At 40.9% G+C, this 19,902-nt stretch carries 25 protein-coding genes; 6 read left to right on the top strand and 19 right to left on the bottom strand.

The features are described 5' to 3' along the window. Window positions 1-15 precede the first annotated feature (15 nt). From LQ226_RS06465 to brnQ, 3 genes are all read left to right on the top strand, one after another. Window positions 16-447: a MarR family winged helix-turn-helix transcriptional regulator gene (locus tag LQ226_RS06465; RefSeq protein WP_231417031.1), complete on the top strand. Its 432-nt coding sequence runs from the start codon at window positions 16-18 to the stop codon at window positions 445-447. Between the two features lie 57 nt (window positions 448-504). Then, window positions 505-1,131: an FMN-dependent NADH-azoreductase gene (locus LQ226_RS06470; RefSeq protein ID WP_231417032.1), complete on the top strand. Its 627-nt coding sequence runs from the start codon at window positions 505-507 to the stop codon at window positions 1,129-1,131. A 184-nt stretch (window positions 1,132-1,315) separates the two neighbouring features. Beyond that, entirely contained in the window at window positions 1,316-2,668 is a 1,353-nt protein-coding gene (brnQ, locus tag LQ226_RS06475) for a branched-chain amino acid transport system II carrier protein (RefSeq protein WP_231417033.1), read from the top strand. A 99-nt stretch (window positions 2,669-2,767) separates the two neighbouring features. Here brnQ and LQ226_RS06480 read toward each other — a convergent pair whose 3' ends face one another. After that, entirely contained in the window at window positions 2,768-3,613 is an 846-nt protein-coding gene (locus LQ226_RS06480; RefSeq protein WP_231417034.1) for a GNAT family N-acetyltransferase, read from the bottom strand. A 185-nt stretch (window positions 3,614-3,798) separates the two neighbouring features. After that, entirely contained in the window at window positions 3,799-4,230 is a 432-nt protein-coding gene (locus LQ226_RS06485; RefSeq protein ID WP_231417035.1) for a MarR family winged helix-turn-helix transcriptional regulator, read from the bottom strand. 148 nt (window positions 4,231-4,378) lie between these two features. Between LQ226_RS06485 and LQ226_RS06490 the strand changes: the two genes are divergently transcribed. Further along, window positions 4,379-5,605 (top strand): MFS transporter, encoded by a 1,227-nt coding sequence (locus tag LQ226_RS06490; RefSeq protein WP_231417036.1) that lies wholly within the window; start codon window positions 4,379-4,381, stop codon window positions 5,603-5,605. A 59-nt stretch (window positions 5,606-5,664) separates the two neighbouring features. On the opposite strand, the gene LQ226_RS06495 is transcribed toward LQ226_RS06490, so the two are convergent. From LQ226_RS06495 to LQ226_RS06535, 9 genes are all read right to left on the bottom strand, one after another. Continuing rightward, window positions 5,665-6,387 (bottom strand): helix-turn-helix domain-containing protein, encoded by a 723-nt coding sequence (locus tag LQ226_RS06495; protein WP_231417037.1) that lies wholly within the window; start codon window positions 6,385-6,387, stop codon window positions 5,665-5,667. Further along, entirely contained in the window at window positions 6,380-6,988 is a 609-nt protein-coding gene (locus tag LQ226_RS06500; protein ID WP_231417038.1) for a DUF4166 domain-containing protein, read from the bottom strand. Before LQ226_RS06500 ends, LQ226_RS06495 begins: the two co-directional genes overlap by 8 nt. A gap of 5 nt (window positions 6,989-6,993) precedes the next feature. Then, on the bottom strand, window positions 6,994-7,902 hold the full coding sequence (locus LQ226_RS06505; protein ID WP_231417039.1) for a DoxX-like family protein: 909 nt from the start codon (window positions 7,900-7,902) through the stop codon (window positions 6,994-6,996). A gap of 187 nt (window positions 7,903-8,089) precedes the next feature. Beyond that, entirely contained in the window at window positions 8,090-8,707 is a 618-nt protein-coding gene (locus LQ226_RS06510) for an NUDIX hydrolase (protein ID WP_231417040.1), read from the bottom strand. 18 nt (window positions 8,708-8,725) lie between these two features. Beyond that, complete coding sequence (locus LQ226_RS06515; protein ID WP_231417041.1) at window positions 8,726-9,322, bottom strand: hypothetical protein; 597 nt, start codon at window positions 9,320-9,322, stop codon at window positions 8,726-8,728. Between the two features lie 199 nt (window positions 9,323-9,521). Further along, window positions 9,522-10,952, bottom strand: coding sequence for an aldehyde dehydrogenase family protein (locus tag LQ226_RS06520; protein WP_231417042.1), 1,431 nt, complete (start codon window positions 10,950-10,952; stop codon window positions 9,522-9,524). Window positions 10,953-10,961: 9 nt separating this feature from the next. Beyond that, window positions 10,962-12,596, bottom strand: a complete 1,635-nt coding sequence (locus tag LQ226_RS06525) for an acetolactate synthase large subunit (protein ID WP_231417043.1) — start codon at window positions 12,594-12,596, stop codon at window positions 10,962-10,964. 144 nt (window positions 12,597-12,740) lie between these two features. Then, the gene (locus tag LQ226_RS06530) at window positions 12,741-12,896 is read right to left on the bottom strand and encodes a hypothetical protein (RefSeq protein WP_231417044.1); all 156 of its coding nucleotides are present in this window, start codon (window positions 12,894-12,896) and stop codon (window positions 12,741-12,743) included. 222 nt (window positions 12,897-13,118) lie between these two features. Beyond that, window positions 13,119-13,877, bottom strand: coding sequence for an SDR family NAD(P)-dependent oxidoreductase (locus LQ226_RS06535; protein ID WP_231417045.1), 759 nt, complete (start codon window positions 13,875-13,877; stop codon window positions 13,119-13,121). Window positions 13,878-13,982: 105 nt separating this feature from the next. Between LQ226_RS06535 and LQ226_RS06540 the strand changes: the two genes are divergently transcribed. Beyond that, window positions 13,983-14,339, top strand: coding sequence for a MerR family transcriptional regulator (locus LQ226_RS06540; protein WP_231417589.1), 357 nt, complete (start codon window positions 13,983-13,985; stop codon window positions 14,337-14,339). 9 nt (window positions 14,340-14,348) lie between these two features. Here the strand turns inward: LQ226_RS06540 and LQ226_RS06545 are convergent, their stop codons facing one another. The 6 genes from LQ226_RS06545 to LQ226_RS06570 form a co-directional block, all read right to left on the bottom strand. Continuing rightward, window positions 14,349-14,783 carry a DMT family transporter gene (locus tag LQ226_RS06545; protein ID WP_231417046.1) on the bottom strand — a complete coding sequence of 145 codons (435 nt, stop codon included), beginning with the start codon at window positions 14,781-14,783 and terminating at the stop codon, window positions 14,349-14,351. Window positions 14,784-14,926: 143 nt separating this feature from the next. Further along, window positions 14,927-15,544: a signal peptidase I gene (gene lepB, locus LQ226_RS06550; protein ID WP_231417047.1), complete on the bottom strand. Its 618-nt coding sequence runs from the start codon at window positions 15,542-15,544 to the stop codon at window positions 14,927-14,929. A 77-nt stretch (window positions 15,545-15,621) separates the two neighbouring features. Continuing rightward, window positions 15,622-16,026, bottom strand: coding sequence for a VOC family protein (locus LQ226_RS06555; RefSeq protein WP_231417048.1), 405 nt, complete (start codon window positions 16,024-16,026; stop codon window positions 15,622-15,624). Window positions 16,027-16,149: 123 nt separating this feature from the next. Further along, window positions 16,150-16,449, bottom strand: a complete 300-nt coding sequence (locus tag LQ226_RS06560; protein ID WP_231417049.1) for a DUF3784 domain-containing protein — start codon at window positions 16,447-16,449, stop codon at window positions 16,150-16,152. A 16-nt stretch (window positions 16,450-16,465) separates the two neighbouring features. Further along, window positions 16,466-16,927, bottom strand: coding sequence for a hypothetical protein (locus tag LQ226_RS06565; protein ID WP_231417050.1), 462 nt, complete (start codon window positions 16,925-16,927; stop codon window positions 16,466-16,468). A 53-nt stretch (window positions 16,928-16,980) separates the two neighbouring features. Then, on the bottom strand, window positions 16,981-17,394 hold the full coding sequence (locus LQ226_RS06570; RefSeq protein ID WP_231417051.1) for a PadR family transcriptional regulator: 414 nt from the start codon (window positions 17,392-17,394) through the stop codon (window positions 16,981-16,983). A gap of 198 nt (window positions 17,395-17,592) precedes the next feature. Between LQ226_RS06570 and LQ226_RS06575 the strand changes: the two genes are divergently transcribed. Beyond that, window positions 17,593-17,799 carry a DUF6366 family protein gene (locus LQ226_RS06575; RefSeq protein ID WP_231417052.1) on the top strand — a complete coding sequence of 69 codons (207 nt, stop codon included), beginning with the start codon at window positions 17,593-17,595 and terminating at the stop codon, window positions 17,797-17,799. A gap of 48 nt (window positions 17,800-17,847) precedes the next feature. On the opposite strand, the gene LQ226_RS06580 is transcribed toward LQ226_RS06575, so the two are convergent. Continuing rightward, complete coding sequence (locus LQ226_RS06580) at window positions 17,848-18,045, bottom strand: cold-shock protein (protein WP_027446191.1); 198 nt, start codon at window positions 18,043-18,045, stop codon at window positions 17,848-17,850. 295 nt (window positions 18,046-18,340) lie between these two features. Beyond that, window positions 18,341-19,765 (bottom strand): aldehyde dehydrogenase family protein, encoded by a 1,425-nt coding sequence (locus LQ226_RS06585; RefSeq protein ID WP_231417053.1) that lies wholly within the window; start codon window positions 19,763-19,765, stop codon window positions 18,341-18,343. Window positions 19,766-19,902 lie beyond the last annotated feature (137 nt).

Consider the following 19,902-nt stretch of genomic DNA (forward strand, 5'->3'; position numbering starts at 1 on the left):
TCAGGAGGGAAACGTTTGAAGTTATCTTTTCAAGATTACATCAGTATAAAAATTCACCAGACAGACCTCAATCTTACGAAATTCATCAAATCAAAGTTAGATGATTTTAACCTCGCTCCAGAGCAGAATTTAATCATGATGTTGCTTTGGGAAAAGGATGGATTAACCCAAAATCAACTAGCCGATAAACTTGATAAAGATAAAACCAACATTGCGAGAATGGCTTCTAACTTAGAGAAAAAGGGCTATATTCATAGAGCCCACCCCAAAGAAGACCGTCGCTCTCTTATGTTATTTCTAACAGATAGCGGGAAAGAACTTGGTGAAAAAGTTATTCCGGTTGCTGAAGAGTTTAACGAGATGGTTTGCAAAGGAATCTCAAGCGAGGAACTAAGCGAGCTTGAACGCTTGCTTAACAAGATCAACCATAATGTCCAGGATCAATGATGGACATTTTTCTCCAATAGTTGCTATAACAACAATTAATTTCTGGAGGTAACAACTATGGCAAACGTACTATTTATAAAAGCAAATTCTAGACCCATTGAACAATCTATAAGCGTGCAGTTATATCATACATTTCTAGATCAATATAAAGCAGAGAATCCTTTTGATCACATCACTGAGCTAGATTTATTTGAAGAGAACCTTCCATACTATGACACAGATAAAATCAACGGCATGTTTAAGCAGGCTAAAGGCATGGAATTAACAGCTGAAGAAGAAACAGCTGCAGCAACGGTAAATCGTTATTTAGATCAATTCCTTGCAGCGGACAAAGTCGTATTCGCATTCCCTCTATGGAACTTCACCATCCCCGCTGTCTTGCATACGTATTTTGACTACCTGGCGCAAGCTGGTAAAGCGTTCAAGTATACAGCTGAAGGACCGGTGGGACTATTAACGGATAAGAAGGTAGTTCTTCTGAATGCACGAGGTGGCGTTTATTCAGAAGGCCCTGCTCAATCGTCTGAGATGGCCGTAAATTATGTAACGAACATTCTTAACTTCTGGGGTATCCAAGATATCACTACACTTGTCATTGAAGGACACAATCAATACCCTGACCGAGCTGACGAAATTATTCAGGATGGGTTAAAGAAAACTGAGCAAGCAGCTCTAGCATTCTAATGGAAGAAGGTGCCCGATTCAATAATCGGGCACCTTTTTTTGTGAAAAGGGATACACAAGAAATGTTAATATATTTAGGATAAAAGAATATTAAGAATGTTATTGCCCCTGTAATCATTACCTGATAGTATTATTTTTATTGAATTATCAGTATTTAATACTACATAGGATAGGGGCTTATACGATGCAAAACAAATTATCATTTTCAACCTATGCCCTGATCGGAACCATGCTGTTTGGTATGTTTTTCGGAGCAGGGAATCTTATCTTCCCGATCCAGCTTGGTCAGATGGCGGGAACAAATTTCTGGCCTGGCCTTATCGGATTCTTAGTTACAGCGATCGGCCTTCCTTTTATGGGGATACTCGCGATTGGACTCTCACGTAGTAACGGACTACAAGATTTAGCGAGCCGCGTTCATCCGTTATTTGGAATCACCTTTGCCACGGTGCTTTATTTAACAATCGGTCCTTTCTTCGCAATCCCACGTACAGCAACTGTTCCATTTGTTGTTGGATTTGAGCCATTTTTAAATGATGGACAGGTTACGTTATGGCTCGGGGTTTTCAGTTTCATGTTTTTTACTATTGTCTATTATTTTTCCTTAAACCCTGCTAAAGTGATGGATTACATCGGGAAATATTTAACACCATTATTCCTTGTCTTCTTATTTATCCTGATTGGGACGGCAATCTTCAATCCGATGGGAGCGTTTGGCAGTCCTGCGAGCGACTATAAGGACATGGCCTTCATGACCGGATTTACGGAAGGGTACAATACAATGGATGCGCTGGCTTCTCTTGCATTTGGGATCGTCGTGATTAACGCCATTAAATCAAAAGGGGTCACAGAACCAAAAGCGATTGCCCAGGCGACATGGAAAGCGGGTATTGTAGCGATGGGCCTTATGATGCTTATTTATGGACTTATCACCTACATGGGTGCATCGAGTGTTGAAGCCATTGGAACTTATGATAATGGTGGGCTAATCTTTGCAGAAGTGGCTCAACATTATTTCGGACCGTTTGGCTCTGTATTACTAGCCATTATTATCGTTTTGGCTTGTTTAAAAACGAGTATTGGACTGATTACATCTTGTAGTGATTACTTCCACTCTATCATTCCAAAAGTCAGCTATAAGTCGTTTGTACTGATCCTTTGCCTTGTCTCGTTCATCATTGCAAACTTTGGGTTAACGAACATTATTCAGTTTGCAATACCTGTATTAATGTTCCTTTATCCCTTAGCGATTGTTCTTATCCTACTAGGATTAACCTCACCGCTGTTTGGTAACAAGCGCAGTGTATACACCGTTTCCATGTTCCTTACTTTCTTTGTAAGTGTCATAGACGGATATAAAGCATTAGTAGCCAACCTTCCTGGATGGACCGTGTCAGCTTTCGAATCGATCCAAACCTTCTATGCTGATGTATTACCTTTATATAGCATGGGACTTGGCTGGATGCTGCCGGCACTACTAGGAGTTGTAATCGGCCTCCTATTACCAAAGCGTACAGTTGAAACACCCTATATGTAAGGCATTCAAAAAGGCAACTTCCCTATGAGGAGGTTGCCTTTTGTTCGTAAACAGGGATGAAATAGAGACCACTATTACGTTTGATATGTACAAGAATGGCTACTGTTCTAATGGGATCAACTTTGCGTTACATGCTTTTTCATAAAATTCGACCGGCCCTGCTTCTCCAATAATCGCATATTGGTAGCGAAGCTTAGCCATTTCGATTAAACATGTATCGAGCAATTCTCTGCCCACAAATTGAAACCTTTTATCTTTCGAGGTACCCATTGGACCAAATAAGCCCTTCTGGTTATGAACAAGGTCATAACAAGCAAAACCTATGATACTACCATTTTGTTCGGCCAGAAGGATTGGGATCACATCCATATTGTAAGAATGATTGATGTGCTCAAGCCATCTTTCACCAAATTCTTGCAGAACATAATCTTCTAGAGCAGGAAGGTCCGACAGATTGGCTCTCCTAATCTTATTGTAGGGGGTGAACGTTTTATGTACATAATCACCTAGATGAACCGTTAAATCCCTTGGTGTACAGGCTATCGTAAAGATCTTCGTAAGCATTTCTTTCGTTAAGATTTCTCTCAGACTGACCTCTTTCTCTATAACAGCGTATAGAATATGTCCTTCATTCATCAGTGCTTGTCCATAATGCTCTTTCTTCTCATTGGCCCGCTCCAACACATCTACAGTGGCAGAGGATACCTTGATCCCCTTCCATTCTGTGTATACTTCTGTTTCCTTGTCACAAACTTTCTCAATTTGTTCTATGAAATCCGCACCGATTTGTTTGTATAAATATAAGAACACTTCTCCGCATGGACCTGTACCTTCTTCACAAGCACCTATCAGAAAGTGATAAGGTTCTATAATGCAGTCGCGTTTTTTTACCTTGTCAATTATCCTCGTTGTCCTGGGGGTAAATCGATAGAAGTCTTTTTCCAAGTTCTCGCCTCCTACTAATCTTTTTATCTATTTAGCATTTCCACAACTTTAAGCATAAATCCTTCCAAGTCAAAGAAACCTATTCAAACTCACCTTAAATTTTATATTTTTTTATAAAAGAAAATAGATTAAAAAGAGAACCCTCTTCTTTGTGAAAAAGAAAAGCATTCTCCTTTTTGATCTAATTAAAAATTCAACCGCTCATTTACCGTTTCATTGTATTTCTTTAATAACCTTCCAAACGTCTCCTGTTCTTCTTCTGTCCAGTCTTTTAACATCTCCTCAAGACGCTCGAACCTTTGCTGTTTATTTCCTTCGAGTTCCTTTGAACCAAGCTCTGTAATCTTATAAAAGTACGCTCGTTTATCATCTGGGTTTGGAAGCTTTTCAACGTATTGTTTCTCAACTAGTTTTGTCGCTTGTCGGCTTACTGTGGAAATATCCAAATGAAGTTCTTCTGATAATGTTTTGACTCCTGCTGGGCCAAATGATGAAAGTTGCCTTAACAAGATATACGCAGATCGTTCCATTCTCCCTTTTCGCTGTTCAGTCATGACGATTCTCCGTATAAAGTCCGTTATTTGCCGTTCAATTAATTCAACGGATTGTTCACTCATATTCTCCACCTCAATCGAATTCCTTTTCCCTCTAGCATACCATATTTCATCCGGCTACCTTGACACCCCAAAGTATTTAGTTGTATTATACAATTAATTGATTGTATAATACAACTAAATACATTAGATCAGTAAGGAGAATGTAAATATGTCAGCAAAACCAAATCCGGTCCCGCCGGTTACAATTGCAGAAGAGCCAAGTATACTAAAGCAGCCAAAAGCAGTATGGGCTGTCTTTTTTGCGTGTATCATCGCATTTATGGGGCTTGGACTCGTGGATCCGATTCTACCTGCCATTGCGAAACAACTAGATGCAGCACCTAGTGAAGTTACCCTTCTGTTTACAAGCTATAATGCTGTCATGGCCGTAGCCATGCTTGTAACAGGCGTGATTACATCGCGAATAGGAATGAAATATACACTTTTATCTGGAATTGTAATTATCGCCTTATTCTCTGGACTAGGAGGACTATCAAACGGCATATGGGAGCTTGTCTTTCTACGGGGAGGCTGGGGCCTTGGAAATGCCTTATTTGTTGCGACGGCCCTAACTGCCATTGTCACCTTATCGAACAGTGGTAATGCAAAAGCTATCATTCTTTATGAAGCAGCTATTGGCCTCGGAATTTCCGTTGGTCCTCTTATTGGAGGCTGGCTCGGTGCGATGTCGTGGAGAGGTCCATTTTTAGGTGTTGCTACCTTAATGGTCATAGCGTTTATTGGTCTAACTACCCTTATGCCACGTACTCAGAGTGCTGGCGGAACGAAGCGAAAGAAAACTTCTCTAGCCGATCCATTTCGTGCACTGCAACACCGCTCCTTATTGGTTCTTGGTATTGCAGCTGCTCTTTATAATTACGGATTCTTTACGTTATTAGCCTTTTCGCCATTTGTATTAGGCCTTGATGAACACGGCCTTGGCATGGTGTTCTTAGGTTGGGGAATCTTACTTGCCATCACTTCAGTGTTTATGGCACCTAAACTTCAAAAATGGATTGGTACTGTGAAATCCATGTGCTTGATGCTTACTCTATTTGCTGCAACCCTTTTAGCTATGGGCATTTGGACTTCCGCTCAGTGGGTGGTCATAGCAGCTGTTATATTTGCAGGTGCTTTATTAGGGAATAACAACACCCTCATTACAACTGCCGTAATGAATGCAAGTCCTGTTGAACGATCCACAGCATCAGCTGCATACAGCTTTCTTCGTTTCCTTGGAGGAGCGCTTGCACCTTTCCTTGCAGGGAAACTTGCCGAGATCTTCAACTCTAGCATGCCATTTTATGTAGGAGCATTCTTTGTACTTCTTTCCGTGGTATTTGTATGGATGAATAAGAAACACATTATGCATGTCGATGAGGCTGAAGCTCATTAATCCTTATACAAAAAAAGCCCTGGCTCAAGTGGAGAGCCAGGGCTTCATTTATGTAATATTTATTCTGATTTCGGTAAAATACAGTATGTAATTGTTAAAAAGGGAATCGACCATAACCACATGTTATGGGTCGCATGTAACGCCCCTTCTCCCACTTCTTCCACCAGAAAGTATTCTTCAATCGGTAATTTGAAGCTTCCAAGTCTAGTCTTTAAATACGTCCCAGAATCAGCATCCTTTGATTTAAGGCGTTTACTCGATAAGCTTAAACGACTTCCCTTTTGATGAAGTTCAAGTACTCCTGTCATCGTTGAAAAGGGTAATGGGAGCCCAATATTCATATAGGTCCGCTGATTCGTCTTATGGAAAGAATAGATAGCAACAAAACATACTTCGTCCCCGATCTTTCTCACCCATGCCCTTGGCCGGTACCGACCGTCTGTCTCTTCTGAAACCGGCACAATATCCCCTGTCATTTCTACTTCTTTACCAGATAGAGGCAAATTAATTTGTTCCGTTCTCTTACTTAACAAACGATAAACCGCTGCAAATGGCTTAAACCATGCTTTCCATTTTACTTTGGCCAATAAGCGATAAGAGGTTGTTCTTTCATAAAAATCGATAATCGCCGGAGACAAGGTGTTTAGATCAACATCTTCCCTATATAATCTCATGTCTTCTACGAGACCTACTTCTTGACGCTCTCTGTCCTCATGGTCTTTAAGCACATTCTCTCCGACATGGAACGAACCCTTGACTCTACTGGTAGGAATGTTACGCATCCTGAGTAAACTCCCCTTCGTAAGAAAAGATCGTTCCGATGATTGGGTTTTGAACCCTCACCTGAATTTCGAACACATTTCTCTCCTCATTAAAGGCTTCAACTACGGTTGCCACCCCTTGGAGGAATCGGGGTAAAGGGATTTCTTTATCACCAATCACCGCGCGCTGCCGCTTTGACTGAATGTGGAGACCACCGTTTTCAAGAACAGTTAATGCCAAATCAGAATATAGAACTGAGGGCTCCCCAAGATAGTCTTTAATAATCCCACGCTCAGAATCAAGGCTCATCAGGGCATTGAAATACCGCTTCTTTCCACTGAAATAAAACACTCTCTCCCAGTGCACTTGTTCCTCTCCATTATCTCCTGTTAAAGGCTGATGCTGAATGGTAAATGGGATGAATACTCCACTCTCAGGAAATAGAAGCTTTCTTCTTGTTCCCAAAAACATCAGTGGATACATCCACTTCGGCCCTCTTGTTATTTTCTTCATGACACCTGACCCTCTATATGGACCTTTCTCAAGCTGCTTGTATCGCCGCTTTAGCATCGGGTGTAATCGATTAAATCGATCTCCTAACACTTGTGAATAGATCGGCATTCCCATCACTCCTTCCTCTTCCTTTTGCACGTCTTAGCTGTTGGCACGTCCCGACTTATAGTCAATCCGATTAAGGACAATAGAAATAAACTACTATTGTAAGGGAGAGGACTGAAAGGATGAGTAAGCGTACCCGGGTCTGCTACAATAGCTGAGAGAGTGAGAATCGGAATAGCCCATGCTTGAATCAAATGCAGCCACTTCCGTCTACCAACAAACCACCACGAGAGACCAAAGAGCAATTCTCCACTGCCCATGACGAGTACAACATTAGGTGCTGACACTCCATCAGGCAAGAGACTCTCTGCCATCGCTACTTCCTCTGGATGTTGAAATAAAATCTTAGGAATTAGCCCATGATAGATCCATATAAAAGAAAAGAAAAAGGCGAGCATCCAATAAACAAAGAATTGGATGTACTGAGACTTAGGTGTGACCCCTTTCTCAAGCCAACGTTTAAGCACATCAAAGCTAAGTGCTGTTGCCCATCCAATCATCGGACGAAAGATAAACCGGTCGAATAAAGCTCCCACCTTACCAAACCTCGTTTGGTAATCGTATTGAGTGAGGAAGGTTAAATCCTTATCGTTTCGAATATATTTCCAATATCCTCTTCCCTCTGTAATAATGGATATCCTTTGATCTGTTCCAAAATGAAGAGAAGAAGTCCTCGAACCATCCTTACCATTATGGGTTCCTTTACTTCTCCCCCACCCTTCAATTGAAAGACCTAGACCTATATTTGTCTTATATGTAAAGTCTTGCGGATCCTCTTCCTGTTCTTTAGGTTGATAAATAATAGATGAAAAGCGGAGGTCCCATTGCTCGTGTTGATCGGGTATCTGGGAAGCGTTCCAAAGATCTTCCATATCCGCTTCTATTCTAGTTTCCACATAAATCGGCTCTCTTTTCATCGTCCTCCCCCTTCTCACCTATTATTTTATCAGTTCTCAAAATAATGTGGTAACAACGAAAAGCCAACAGGCTATTCCAGGTGCATACTCCTCTAATACACTACATAACTCTCCAAACCTTATAGATTCCTACGATTGTACATAAAGAATCCCCCAAACAGCCCTTTCTTGCTGCGAAGGACCCAATCTATAAAGAACCCTTAATTCTTCTTACTACCTCTCGATAAAATGAACCATCGTGAGCTACAAAATCTTCTCGACCGATTCGCTCTTCAAAAGATTGACTTCGTCCATCAACACCGATTTTAAACCCACACGCTTTAACTTGATCTGCCTGATGGGACCAAAGCTGTTCAAAGTCATTCAACTTCACCCGAATCATACCCGTTACTTCTTCGACCTGCAATTTAAAATCATCGAACTGGAGTCTACTATTTAATAAGAATACATTCGCAAACTCTTTATCAATGATTGTGTCATTCTCAACCTGATAGGAGAGAGTATCCAACGAAGTCAGATCCTCATACTGAACGGAAATCCCTAGTTCCTCCTCAACCTCTCTTATTCCATCTTCAACGGATTCATCAGCAAGAAGGTGCCCTGCAGCTGTTATATCATAAAGGCCCGGATAGTCTTTCTTAAAGGGACTCCGTAGTTGCAAATACACATAATACTCATCCTCAATTAGCGTTATCATCCAACAATGGAACACTTCGTGCCAGTATCCATAGTGGTGAACGTCTCTTCGTGAGGCTACACCAATTGGATGCTTGTTTTGATCGAAAATTCTTAGCTGTTCTTCCATAATCGCCTCTTCCAACTCCTATTCCTTTTCCACTTCTTCTTTAAAGCGTTCAATTAAGTTCCCATCAGAAACTTCATCGTACTTCTTCCTCAATTCTGGGAGGAGCTTTTCATATAGGACAGCCATTTCATAATGATCGCGGTCATAGGTGTGGTTGAATTCTTCTGGCGTCATACCAATCGCCTCCGCAGCTGCCTTCTGCTCCATCACATCCAATTGATCTGGACCTTCTTCGATATAACGATCTACTTCCTCTTCTGTTACCTGCACTCCATAGGTTTCTTGAGCGTACCTTTTCCTATCTTCTTGTTGCTGAAGAGCTTCCTTTGCTTGTTCAAGCACCGCTTCTTCTTTGACGTTATCATTTCCATTCCGTTTAGATTGATAAATTGTTCGAGCGATCCATTTCTCTAAGTTATCCTCCTGAACCTCAAATGCTTCCGCTTCTGAGACAGAATCTTTAAACATCGCCTTATAATCTTCAAACGTATAGTCTTCTACTTGGTCGACGACCTGGTTCTCGGTTTGTGACCCTTCTACTCCTTCATCTGCTGAGGACTGACAGCCTGATAGTAAAAGAATAGCAACAATGGAGCAAGTTGCGATTATTTTCATAGCGACACGCCCTTCATCTTATTAAAGTTCGTTCCATTCCAACCAATTATTTCAAAGAGAGCTAGATTTCTCAACTTGATCTAGATAAAAACATTCAAAACATTTGGTTACTATATTTAGACCAACTAGCTAATCATGTACACTATATTCTCTACACTACTTTAAACCAAAAAGGTCAGGGGGAGACTCCCCTGACCTTTTACGTTAACTTTATTCCATAAAACTTCATCTCGGTCATATCCTCAATGGCATACTTCACACCTTCTCTTCCAATACCGCTTTGCTTGACACCCCCATAAGGATGGTTATCCTGGCGATAGGTTGAGATTTCGTTGATCCACACGCCGCCCATTTCAATCTGATCTGCCACTCGAAAGGCTCGGTTAATATCTTTCGTAAATATACCTGCTTGTAGTCCATAAATCGAATCATTAGCGGCCTGGACCACTTCTTCTTCTGTTTCAAATGGAATAATCGACACAATTGGAGCAAATACTTCTTCAGCGATGATCTTCATATCACTTTTGACATTTGTCATAATGGTTGGGGTTAAGATCGTGCCTCTTTGTTCTCCCCCTGTTTCAATTGTCGCTCCATTCTTCACAGCATCGTCGATCCAGGTTTTTGCCCGTTCAGCAGCTTCCTCTGTAATCATCGGACCGAAATCTGTACCTTCATCAAGGGGATCGCCGATCGTTAAGGATTCGGTTTGTGATTTGTATTCTGCTAAGAACGATTCATAAAGAGACTGGTGTACATATACGCGCTGGGCTGAGATACAAACTTGCCCCGAAAAAGCAAAAGCCCCCTTCACTAAATCCGTCACTACATCGTTAACGTCATTATCTTCAAATATAATATTGGGTGAATTTGAACCAAGTTCAAGGGTAACTTTTTTAAATCCGGCTTTTTCCCTAATTCTTCTTCCGACCGGAAGACTTCCTGTAAAAGTGACTTTATGCACCTTTTCATGCTCCACTAACGGATCACCTAGCTCTTCACCTGTCCCGAGCACAAGGTTTAGCGCACCTTGAGGTAATCCCGCTTCGTGGAGTAACTTTACAAGCATATAAGCAGACACAGGAGTTTTCTCGGCAGGCTTAAACACCACCGTATTTCCCGCTGCAATCGCAGGGGCTAGTTTATGAAGAGAAAGGTTTAAAGGAAAGTTAAACGGCGTAATCGCTGCCACAATCCCTAGTGGCACTCGTTTTGTAAAGCCTAATCGGTTCTCTCCACCTATGGCTGCGTCCATCGGAATAACTTCCCCGTTGATATCTTTCGCTTGTTCAGATGCAAAGCGAAGTACTTGGACAGAACGTTGCACTTCTCCTCGACTGAATTTCAAAGGCTTCCCTGCCTCTTTCGAAATAATTTGAGCAAAGTCATCCTCGCGTGCTTCTAATAGATCAGCAGCCTCACGCAGAATGTCACCCCGTTTATGAGCTGGCATCTTCTTCATCGTGTTATGAAAAACTTCATAACTTTCTTCTATCGCTTCCTGTAATTCACTCACGTTCGCTAGAGCAATTTCCGCTACAAGTTCATCATTGTAGGGGTTCCTGACAGAAAGGGTCTCTCTATCTTCTTCTATATATTCTTGACCATTTATAATCGATCCGATTCTCATGGTGTCACCTCATTCACACGTGATATTGTTTAGCTTCTCTGTTAACTTCATATTCTCTTTATAATCCACTGGACAATCGATTAATACAGGGCGTTTCATGGCAACAGCTTTCTCCAAAGCTGGCTTTAAATCTTCTGCACGGTCCACTCGCATGCCTTCCATTCCAAACGACTCTGCAAACTTTAAGAAGTCAGGGTTCCCAAAATCAATATGAGCGGGTCGATCAAATTTCTTCATCTGATGCCATTCAATCAGACCGTAGCCCTCATCTCTCCATAATAGAATAACAATCGGTACATTTAGGCGAACCGCTGTTTCAATGTCTGCTCCTGTCATGAGGAATCCCCCATCCCCACAAACGGCCACAATCGTTTTGTCACGATTGGCCAGCTTCGCACCAATTGCCCCTGGGACGGCTACTCCCATTGAAGCCAATCCATTTGATATGAGACATGTATTCGGCTGTGCTGTATGATACATCCGAGCAATCCACATTTTATGAGCACCGACGTCAGAGATCACAATATCCTCATCTCGTAACACATCACGCAGGTCCGCAATAATCTTCTGTGGTTTCACAGGGAAGCCAGAGTCTTGCTTATAGGAATCTAGTTCATCGAGCGCTTTCTTACGAATTGACTTGGCCCAATCCAAATTCCTTTCCTGCTCTGGAACCATCTTCATTAACTGTTCAAGATTTTGCTTGATATCTCCAACCACGTTAAGAGCGACAGGATAGTAGGCATCAATCTCTGCCTCTTCTGTGTCAATATGAAGGATAGGGGTTTCGCCGTTTGGGTTCCAGTTTCTTGGAGGTGTCTCTGCCATGTCAAATCCAATCGTAATAATCAAATCCGCTTGATTGAACCCACACGTAATGTAGTCTCCACCACTAAGTCCTGCTGTCAGAAGACTTAATTCATCTTTCCAAGAAACAGCCCCTTTGCCCATAAAGGAATGAACGACAGGAATTTGTGTCTTCTTAACAAACTCACGAAGCTTCTTACTCCCCCCACAACGCGTTACACCGTTTCCGGCTAAAATCAAAGGCGTTTTCGCTTTAGAAATCAACATTGATGCTTCCTTTAAAACATGCTCACCAGCCTGAGGTCGTTTATAATCCGTTATGTAAAGAGGATCAAGATCCACTTCCATCTCAGCAACGTCTTCTGGTAAATCAATATGCGTGGCACCCGGCTTCTCGCCTGCAGCTAATTGATAGGCTTTTCGAACCACCTCAGGTACAATTTCTCCTGTTTTAATCTGTGCATTCCACTTCGTAACTGGCTCATAAATGTCTACAAGGTCATAATATTGATGAGAAATCTTATGCTGGCGATTTAAGCCGGCCTGTCCTGTTATGGCAATGAGTGGACAGTGATCCATATTTGCATTCGCAACCCCGGTTAACAAATTCGTTGCACCAGGTCCAAGAGTCGCCAAACAAACTCCAGGTTTACCCGTTAACCGGCCATACGTTCCTGCCATAAAGGCAGCACTCGTTTCATGACGTGTCGTAATAAATTCAATCTTAGACTCTTTAATAGCGTCCATTACATCGATGTTCTCTTCACCAGGAACACCAAAGATATATTCTACCCCTTCATGCTCTAAACATTTTATTAACAATTGAGCAACATTCATTGTCATACCTCCACATCTTCATATTTTTAGGTTGTGTAATGTAAGGCGTTCTTATGAGCGGAAGGTTTATGAGCATTACCGAGGGATAAGAAAAAGGGAAGCCACGTATTATACATGGCTTCCCTCCTGTAAAAATCTTATTGTTTATTTTTTATTTGCTTGTCTTCCACTCTTTTTCTGACTCTGGTGTTTAGCATTTCCGATTTGTACATCCTCTGCTAACTCCGCTTCAAATTGCTTGTTCTTTTTTGCGATCTCAGCAGATTTTTGATTATGTTTGGATGGGCCTTTTTGAGACATGAGCATCTACTCCTTTAATAAAGTTACCTTTAGTATGCTTCACTTCTAAAGGAGATATGTTAGAGACAAACAAACCCTGGGCCTCGCCACGGTAAAGCATGAAACGTTTCAATTCGTGAAAAGCGAGTGATTTTCAGAACTACCTTTATCTCCAATTAAAGGAAACAGAAACATTCACTCATAAAAAATAAAGGGAACTTCCTTTTGGAAGCTCCCTTCAACTTATTTAGTAGAGCGCTCAACATAAGGATAGATTGGATCCTTTAAGTGAAACTCATATGTTTCTCCGTCCACAATTCCAACAACTTTGTTGCTATCATATAGATCTAGTAAAAAGTGAGCCATTTCTTTTGCAGTATGGTACTGAGCCACATTGCCTTCGTAAGAAACGTCCTCCACATCAAGGGAACGCTTCATAAATTCTGTTTCGGTTGCGGCAGGGGCCAGCACTTTCGCTCTCATCTTCGCCCCTTTTCCTTCAAGTTCTTGCGCAAGGCCTTCGGTGAACGCACTTACGTAAAACTTCGTCGAGCAGTAGGTCACTGCACCGCCAACGATATTGTACCCGCCAGCTGATGAGATATTTAAGAGTTGAGTTCCTTCCTTGTTCTCATAATCACGTACAAATAGAGTAGAAAGAACCGTTAACGCTTCGATATTTAAGCGAAGCATTTTCTGGATCTTACCAAGATCTTGCTCAGCTACTGGATCAAAGTTCCCGAATCCAGCGTTATTTACAAATGTCTCTAACGGATAGGACTTAATCTCTTCGTATAGAGCATGAACACGTTCAGGCTCTGCGAGGTCTGCTGTTTTAACAACGACGTTCACACTGTGTTGTTTTTCTATCTCTGCTTTCAATTCCTCTAACTTTTCTTCACGACGCGCAACAAGAATCAGATCTTTCCCTCTCTCTGCGAAAGCGATTGCTGCTTCATATCCAATTCCAGAACTTGCTCCCGTAATAACTGTGTATGCCATACATGATCCTCCTCTTTATTATGTGATACACTATAAGCCTATCCATTAAAGTGCACTTGAAGTCAAGCATTCATGCGCTCAATACTCTCAAGAGGAGGCTCAATGATGTATTCTATAAGTGAAGTCGCATCTCAACTCAATATAAAACCTCATACCCTTCGTTATTATGAACAAGAAGGGATTTTAGAATCCAGCCGTAATCAAGCTGGGGTTAGGAACTATTCCGATCAACAAGTTCAGTGGCTTCGTTTTGTTTTGAAACTACGCGAAACCCATATGCCTGTTGCCACGATCCAACAATATGTAAAGCTCCTGCAAGAAGGAGAGCATACCGTTCATGAACGATTGCAGTTATTAGAAGACCACCAGGCTTCAATTCAAAATCAAATCCAAGAATTGAAGGAAACAGAACAAATGCTTGAGAAAAAAGTAACGACCTACAAAGATATGATGAACAAGTAAAGGCAGCGATTATTTCTTCGTGTATAAAATAACAGCTATAATCATTAGAATCATACCCGCAATTCGGGATGAGTCAAGTGGAATCTGTTTTAACCCAAACCAACCAAAATGGTCAATTAAGGAGCTAGCAATTAACTGAGCCGATACCAGTGTAAAGATTGCAGCTCCTACACCAATACGAGGCACAGCAAGTACCATTGCGGATACGAAGAAAGCTCCAAGCATCCCCCCGATTAATTGCCATTTTGGTACATGAAATACTTGAACAATGTTCCCTTTCCCAAAGAAAAGCATCACCATAAAGAGAGTGACCGTCCCAACCAAGAATGAGACAAATGCTCCTTCAAATACCCCAATTTTCTGACCTAACCCTCCATTCACAGAAGACTGAACAGCCACACCAATCCCACCTACGAAAACCATTAACATAATTAAAAATTGCATACCATCAGACCTCTTTCGTTCTATAAGTTTAGTAAGATTTTGGATAGAATTTCATTATCAATATTATTTCAGAACCACATTATTTTCTCAATTCATACAACCTGCACAATAAAAACCATCCGCTTTACCGGATGGCTTTGTACTTAAAACGTTTTAATATGGTCAAATGGATAAAAGCGCAAGAAGACCTGACCCACCAGGTGATCGATCGGAATAGCTCCCACTGCACGGCTATCATGACTGTTATTGCGATTATCCCCCATCACAAATACATGCCCCTCTGATACAACCACTTTATCAAATGAACCAATCATATCTTCTTTAATATAGTCTTCTTGAATAACTTCTCCGTTTCGATAAAGCTTACCATCTTTAGATTCTAGAGTATCACCAGGCTTCCCGATTACGCGCTTCACCCAATAATTGTCTTGGCTTTCACTTCCTAGAATCATGCTTACGACTGGACTTTCCAGCACTTTATCTTTAAGTGTTCTCTCTTCATCCAAGCGGTTATCGACTACAATGATATCTTTGTAGTCAGGCTGTTGACCAAGCGTATAAGCACTCTTAAACACCCAAAGCCGATCGCCTTTCATGTCCCCTTCTTTAAGGTCCATTCCATCTAACGTCGGTTCCATTGATTGGCCACTTACTTTGAAGGGTTGTAATAGAAATGTCGTAATCGCCACGGAAAAGACGAGTACAAATACGATCACCTTACTCCAACTAATGACTTCTTTTGCTATTTCATTTTTGCTCATATGCAGGTTCCTTTCCTATGTAAAAATCCATTATTCATCACAGATTGGATGCGAACTCTAGGTATATATCCCAACCTTTAGATCCCTTTATTCTCTCGCAGTTCAATAAGTGTTCCTTCTGGTGCGTACACCTTCGAGAGACGACCTCCCTCAACGTCATATATTTCTTTACCATTTTTACGTTTAAACTTTACTCCTTTTTCTTTTAACTCTGTCACGATCTCCTCTATATTTTCTACCCACAAGCAGAAATGGACCATGCCCTGAACTTCTTTAGAAGGCTCAGATAGAACGTCATTCCCTTTTCCTGTTTGTAATTCAATATAGAAGTCTCCTAGTTGTAACCATGAGTTATAAGCACGGCCATGGAAATTAGGATGTTCACGCGCAAGTGTGAACCCTAATAATTTTGTGTAAAAATCAAGGGATTGTTTATAACGATTTGTTTGAATACAGATATGATGGAATGCTGAATTGGCCATACTTCTCCTCTTTTCCTTTATTCTATTATATGACGGTGACAAACCCTACTATGTTTCAAGTTTACTAAAAAAGTATACACCCAGAGCCACAGAAAAATAAAGGCATCCCTAAAAAGGAATGCACTATTCTACCATATTCTTCTGAACATAGAGTATCATCCCTAGATGAGCAACGAGAATAATAGGAACCAAAATCCCCATAACGATTTCAATCGAAGTAGGGGGCGTTAATAGCCCTGAAAGGATTAAAACAAGACCCGTGGATAAATCTAAATGACCAACCAATCTTGATAGCTTTTCTTTGTCCCGTACACGGTGTTGGTTAAACCCGCTTAATAACCACGTCTGCTTTTTGACCCCTACCATAAACGCAAACAACAACAAAATAATCCCTATTGCTAAAGGTGCTGTATTCAAATACATGAACTTCCTCCTCTCTTTATGGTAGCCACCATTCCATGTAGAAGAAGGCTAAACCTAAGCTCACACAAAAGCTTGTATATACCCAAAAAGGGCCCTTTTTATAAACCTTAGAAGGTCTCTTCTTATAGTAAGAAAACAAAAAGGGGTGCTTTGTTAAGACAGCGTACAAAGATATAAACAGAAACAATAGTCCAATAGGTGCGTAGTGAAAAGGTGTGAACATCGCTAAGGCTATACAAGAGAGACTAGTGACTAATGGAAGATACCTTGTAACCTGATCTGAGTTTCTTCTATATGCGGAAACTAGTTCAAGGTCTTTCCACTGTTTCGCTACTTCTTCAGGAGTCCCAAATTCTTTTTTCACCGCACTTAATAGAGCAGCTTTTGTATTGGTTTCAGAAGCGACATCCACAACAAAACCGTACACATGACTTTTGAATTCTTCCCAATCAGAAGATAAAGAGGGTATTTTGCTCATATGTCTCTCAATCTCGTTTGTATATTCTTCATAGACCTCCTCCACCACTCTACTCACTCCTTTGTCGGTTGATCGAATGACCTTAAGGCTTCAAACATTTTCTCATAGACCTCCATCCGTTCTTTCGCTGTCTCCCCCCCTTTCTTTGAAAGGTAATAGTATTTCTTGGCTGGTCCCTGTTCTGAATCTTCCCAGTAATAACAAATAAGCTCCTGGTCTTGCATGCGCTTAAGTACAGGGTAGATGGCTCCACCTCCTATACTTAATTCGTCCGTTTCTTTCAACCTATTCGTAATCTCGTATCCATACATCGGCCGCTCCTTTAATAAAAGCAAAATCGCTAGTTCATAGCTTCCTTTCCTTAACTGCATCAGCCACTTATCCTTCATAATGTCCACGCCTTTACCAGTTCGTTTCTCACTATATCGCAATCCTATATAGTATGTGGAAAGAAAGCGAGCATCCATAGAAGCTCACTACTATCCTATTACCGAAAATGATTAGCCTTAACCTTATTTTACCATTTAATTTTTATTTTTCCATTTTATTGATAAATAAGGAAAAACCACTTCCCCATCATAATCAATTTCTCAAACGATACAATTATCCTAAATAGTATGATAGGATGACCATTAAATCAGATTAACACTTAATAAGGAGTTATTATGGGGGATAAAAAGGAAACAGCTAAAGAAAGACGAAAACGATTAACAAATGGGAGTAATTACGATATGACGGCTGAAAGGAAAGAGAGCTATTCAAATGAAGACCTCTTTAGTTTAGGTCACTTGGTAAACAAATTGGGTTGGAAAGGGACGGGAGTTCTTACCATCGCACTGATCGTCGCCTATATCCTCTATACACTCATATAAAAAAAGACTGCCGTTTCCGGCAGTCTTTTTTATCGCTTATCGCAGTTATTACTTTTGAACGTTAGCAGCTTGTGGGCCACGGTTACCTTCAACAATTTCAAATGAAACTGTTTGGTTTTCTTCTAACGTTTTGAAACCTTCGTCTTGAATAGCAGAGAAATGAACGAATACATCGTCTTGACCTTCTACTTCGATAAAACCGAAACCTTTTTCAGCGTTGAACCATTTAACTGTACCTTGTAACATAATTGTTACCTCCTGCGTGGATCAAGTCCACATTGTATTACTATTATTGCTCTGCATATTCGTTCCAGACGAAAGCGACTGATCAGTTACTTTTTTCTTTCACTCGTAAACGAACAAGAATAATTAACTCTTACTATACCAGTTGAAAACCCTTTCTACAAGCATTTATTTAAAAGATTTCAAGTTATTTTTTTCCTAACCCCTATTACTCATTCAAATAAGGGCTTGTTCTTAGCAATAAACGTGAAAAGAGCCACCCTTTTAAAAGGGCGGCTCGCAATATTTACGATCTAGTTTATGATGGATATCCTAGGATGGCTTTCTTCTCAAGGTACTCTTCGATACCAAAGTCACCCCACTCACGACCAATACCAGATTGCTTATACCCACCAAATGGTGCTGCAAAGTCGTGAGCAGCATCATTCACCTTGATACGTCCAGCTCGGATAGATGTTGCTACCTTTTTAAGAGTTTCAGGATCTTTACCGTATACATAGCCAGCTAGGCCGTATACAACATCATTTCCAATTTCAATCGCATGGTCAATATTATCATACGTAATAATACTCATGACTGGTCCGAAGATTTCTTCCTGAGCAATAACCATGTCATTGGAAACGTCAGTGAAAATGGTTGGCTTAGCGTAATACCCTTTATCTAAACCATCCGGAAGACCTGTACCACCGGCAATCACATTAGCTCCTTCTTCGATACCTTTTTCAATATAAGATTGAACCGTATCCCATTGCTTTTTCGATACAAGTGGTCCAATATAATTTCCTTCACGAGGATGACCTACTGGAAATTCAGGTAGTACGTCAAGAACTGCTTGTTCGAATTCCTCTTTCTTAGAAGCTGGAACAATCATTCTTGTAGCTGCTGAGCAAACTTGCCCTGTATTGGTTGCGATATTACTTACTGCATTACGTGCTGCGTCTTTCATATCGGCATCTTCAAGAACGATTAACGGAGACTTCCCGCCTAGCTCTAGAGCCACATTCTTAATTGTTTCAGACGCATTTTGCATAACTTTGGCACCTACACCTGCAGAACCAGTGAAGGATACAAAGTCGATGTCAGGATGAGAACTAATGCCATCCCCAATTGTTTCACCTGTACCATTGACTAAGTTAAATACGCCTTTAGGCACGCCTACTTCATCAAAGATCTCTGCTAACATAATAGCCGCAAATGGCGTCATTTCAGATGGCTTTAAGACAACAGGACTACCTGCTGCGAAGGCACTAGCAATTTTCGTTGAAGCTTGGTTTGTCGGGAAGTTCCATGGTGTGATAAGACCACTAACCCCAACAGATTCCTTCACAAGAGTATGATCGCCGCGGTCTTCCATAAATTCTATGGATTTAAGAGATTCAGCGGCCTGAGCAAAATGATTATAGCCCATGCTATAATGAACTTTTTCTGAAATTTTAAGAGGTGCTCCTAGTTCATCTGTCATCACTTCAATGAATTCATCTTTACGTCTGGCATAGGCTTCAGCGATGTTCTCAAGCATTTCTACGCGTTCTTCTTTGGACGTTTGAGAGAAACTAGGGAAAGCGTCACGGGCTGCTTTTACCGCTTTATCTAAATCTTCTTTGGTACCCAAACTAATTTGGCCCATCGGCTCTTCCGTTGCCGGGTTGATCACATTGTATGTTTCATTACCAGTTGATTCAATCCATTCTCCATTAATGTAATGTTTTAAGTTCTTACGCATATTCGAGGTCTCCTTTATTTATAATTTAATTTGTAAAAAGTTGTCTGCTTGTGCTTACGTAACATGTATTACCGCTAAATCCACTATTGAAACATCTCGAATAGAAAGCAATTCTTTTGAGATTGTTCTAGGTTGCG

This window comes from Pontibacillus sp. HN14, from assembly GCF_021129245.1.
Taxonomy (GTDB): Bacteria; Bacillota; Bacilli; order Bacillales; family BH030062; genus Pontibacillus.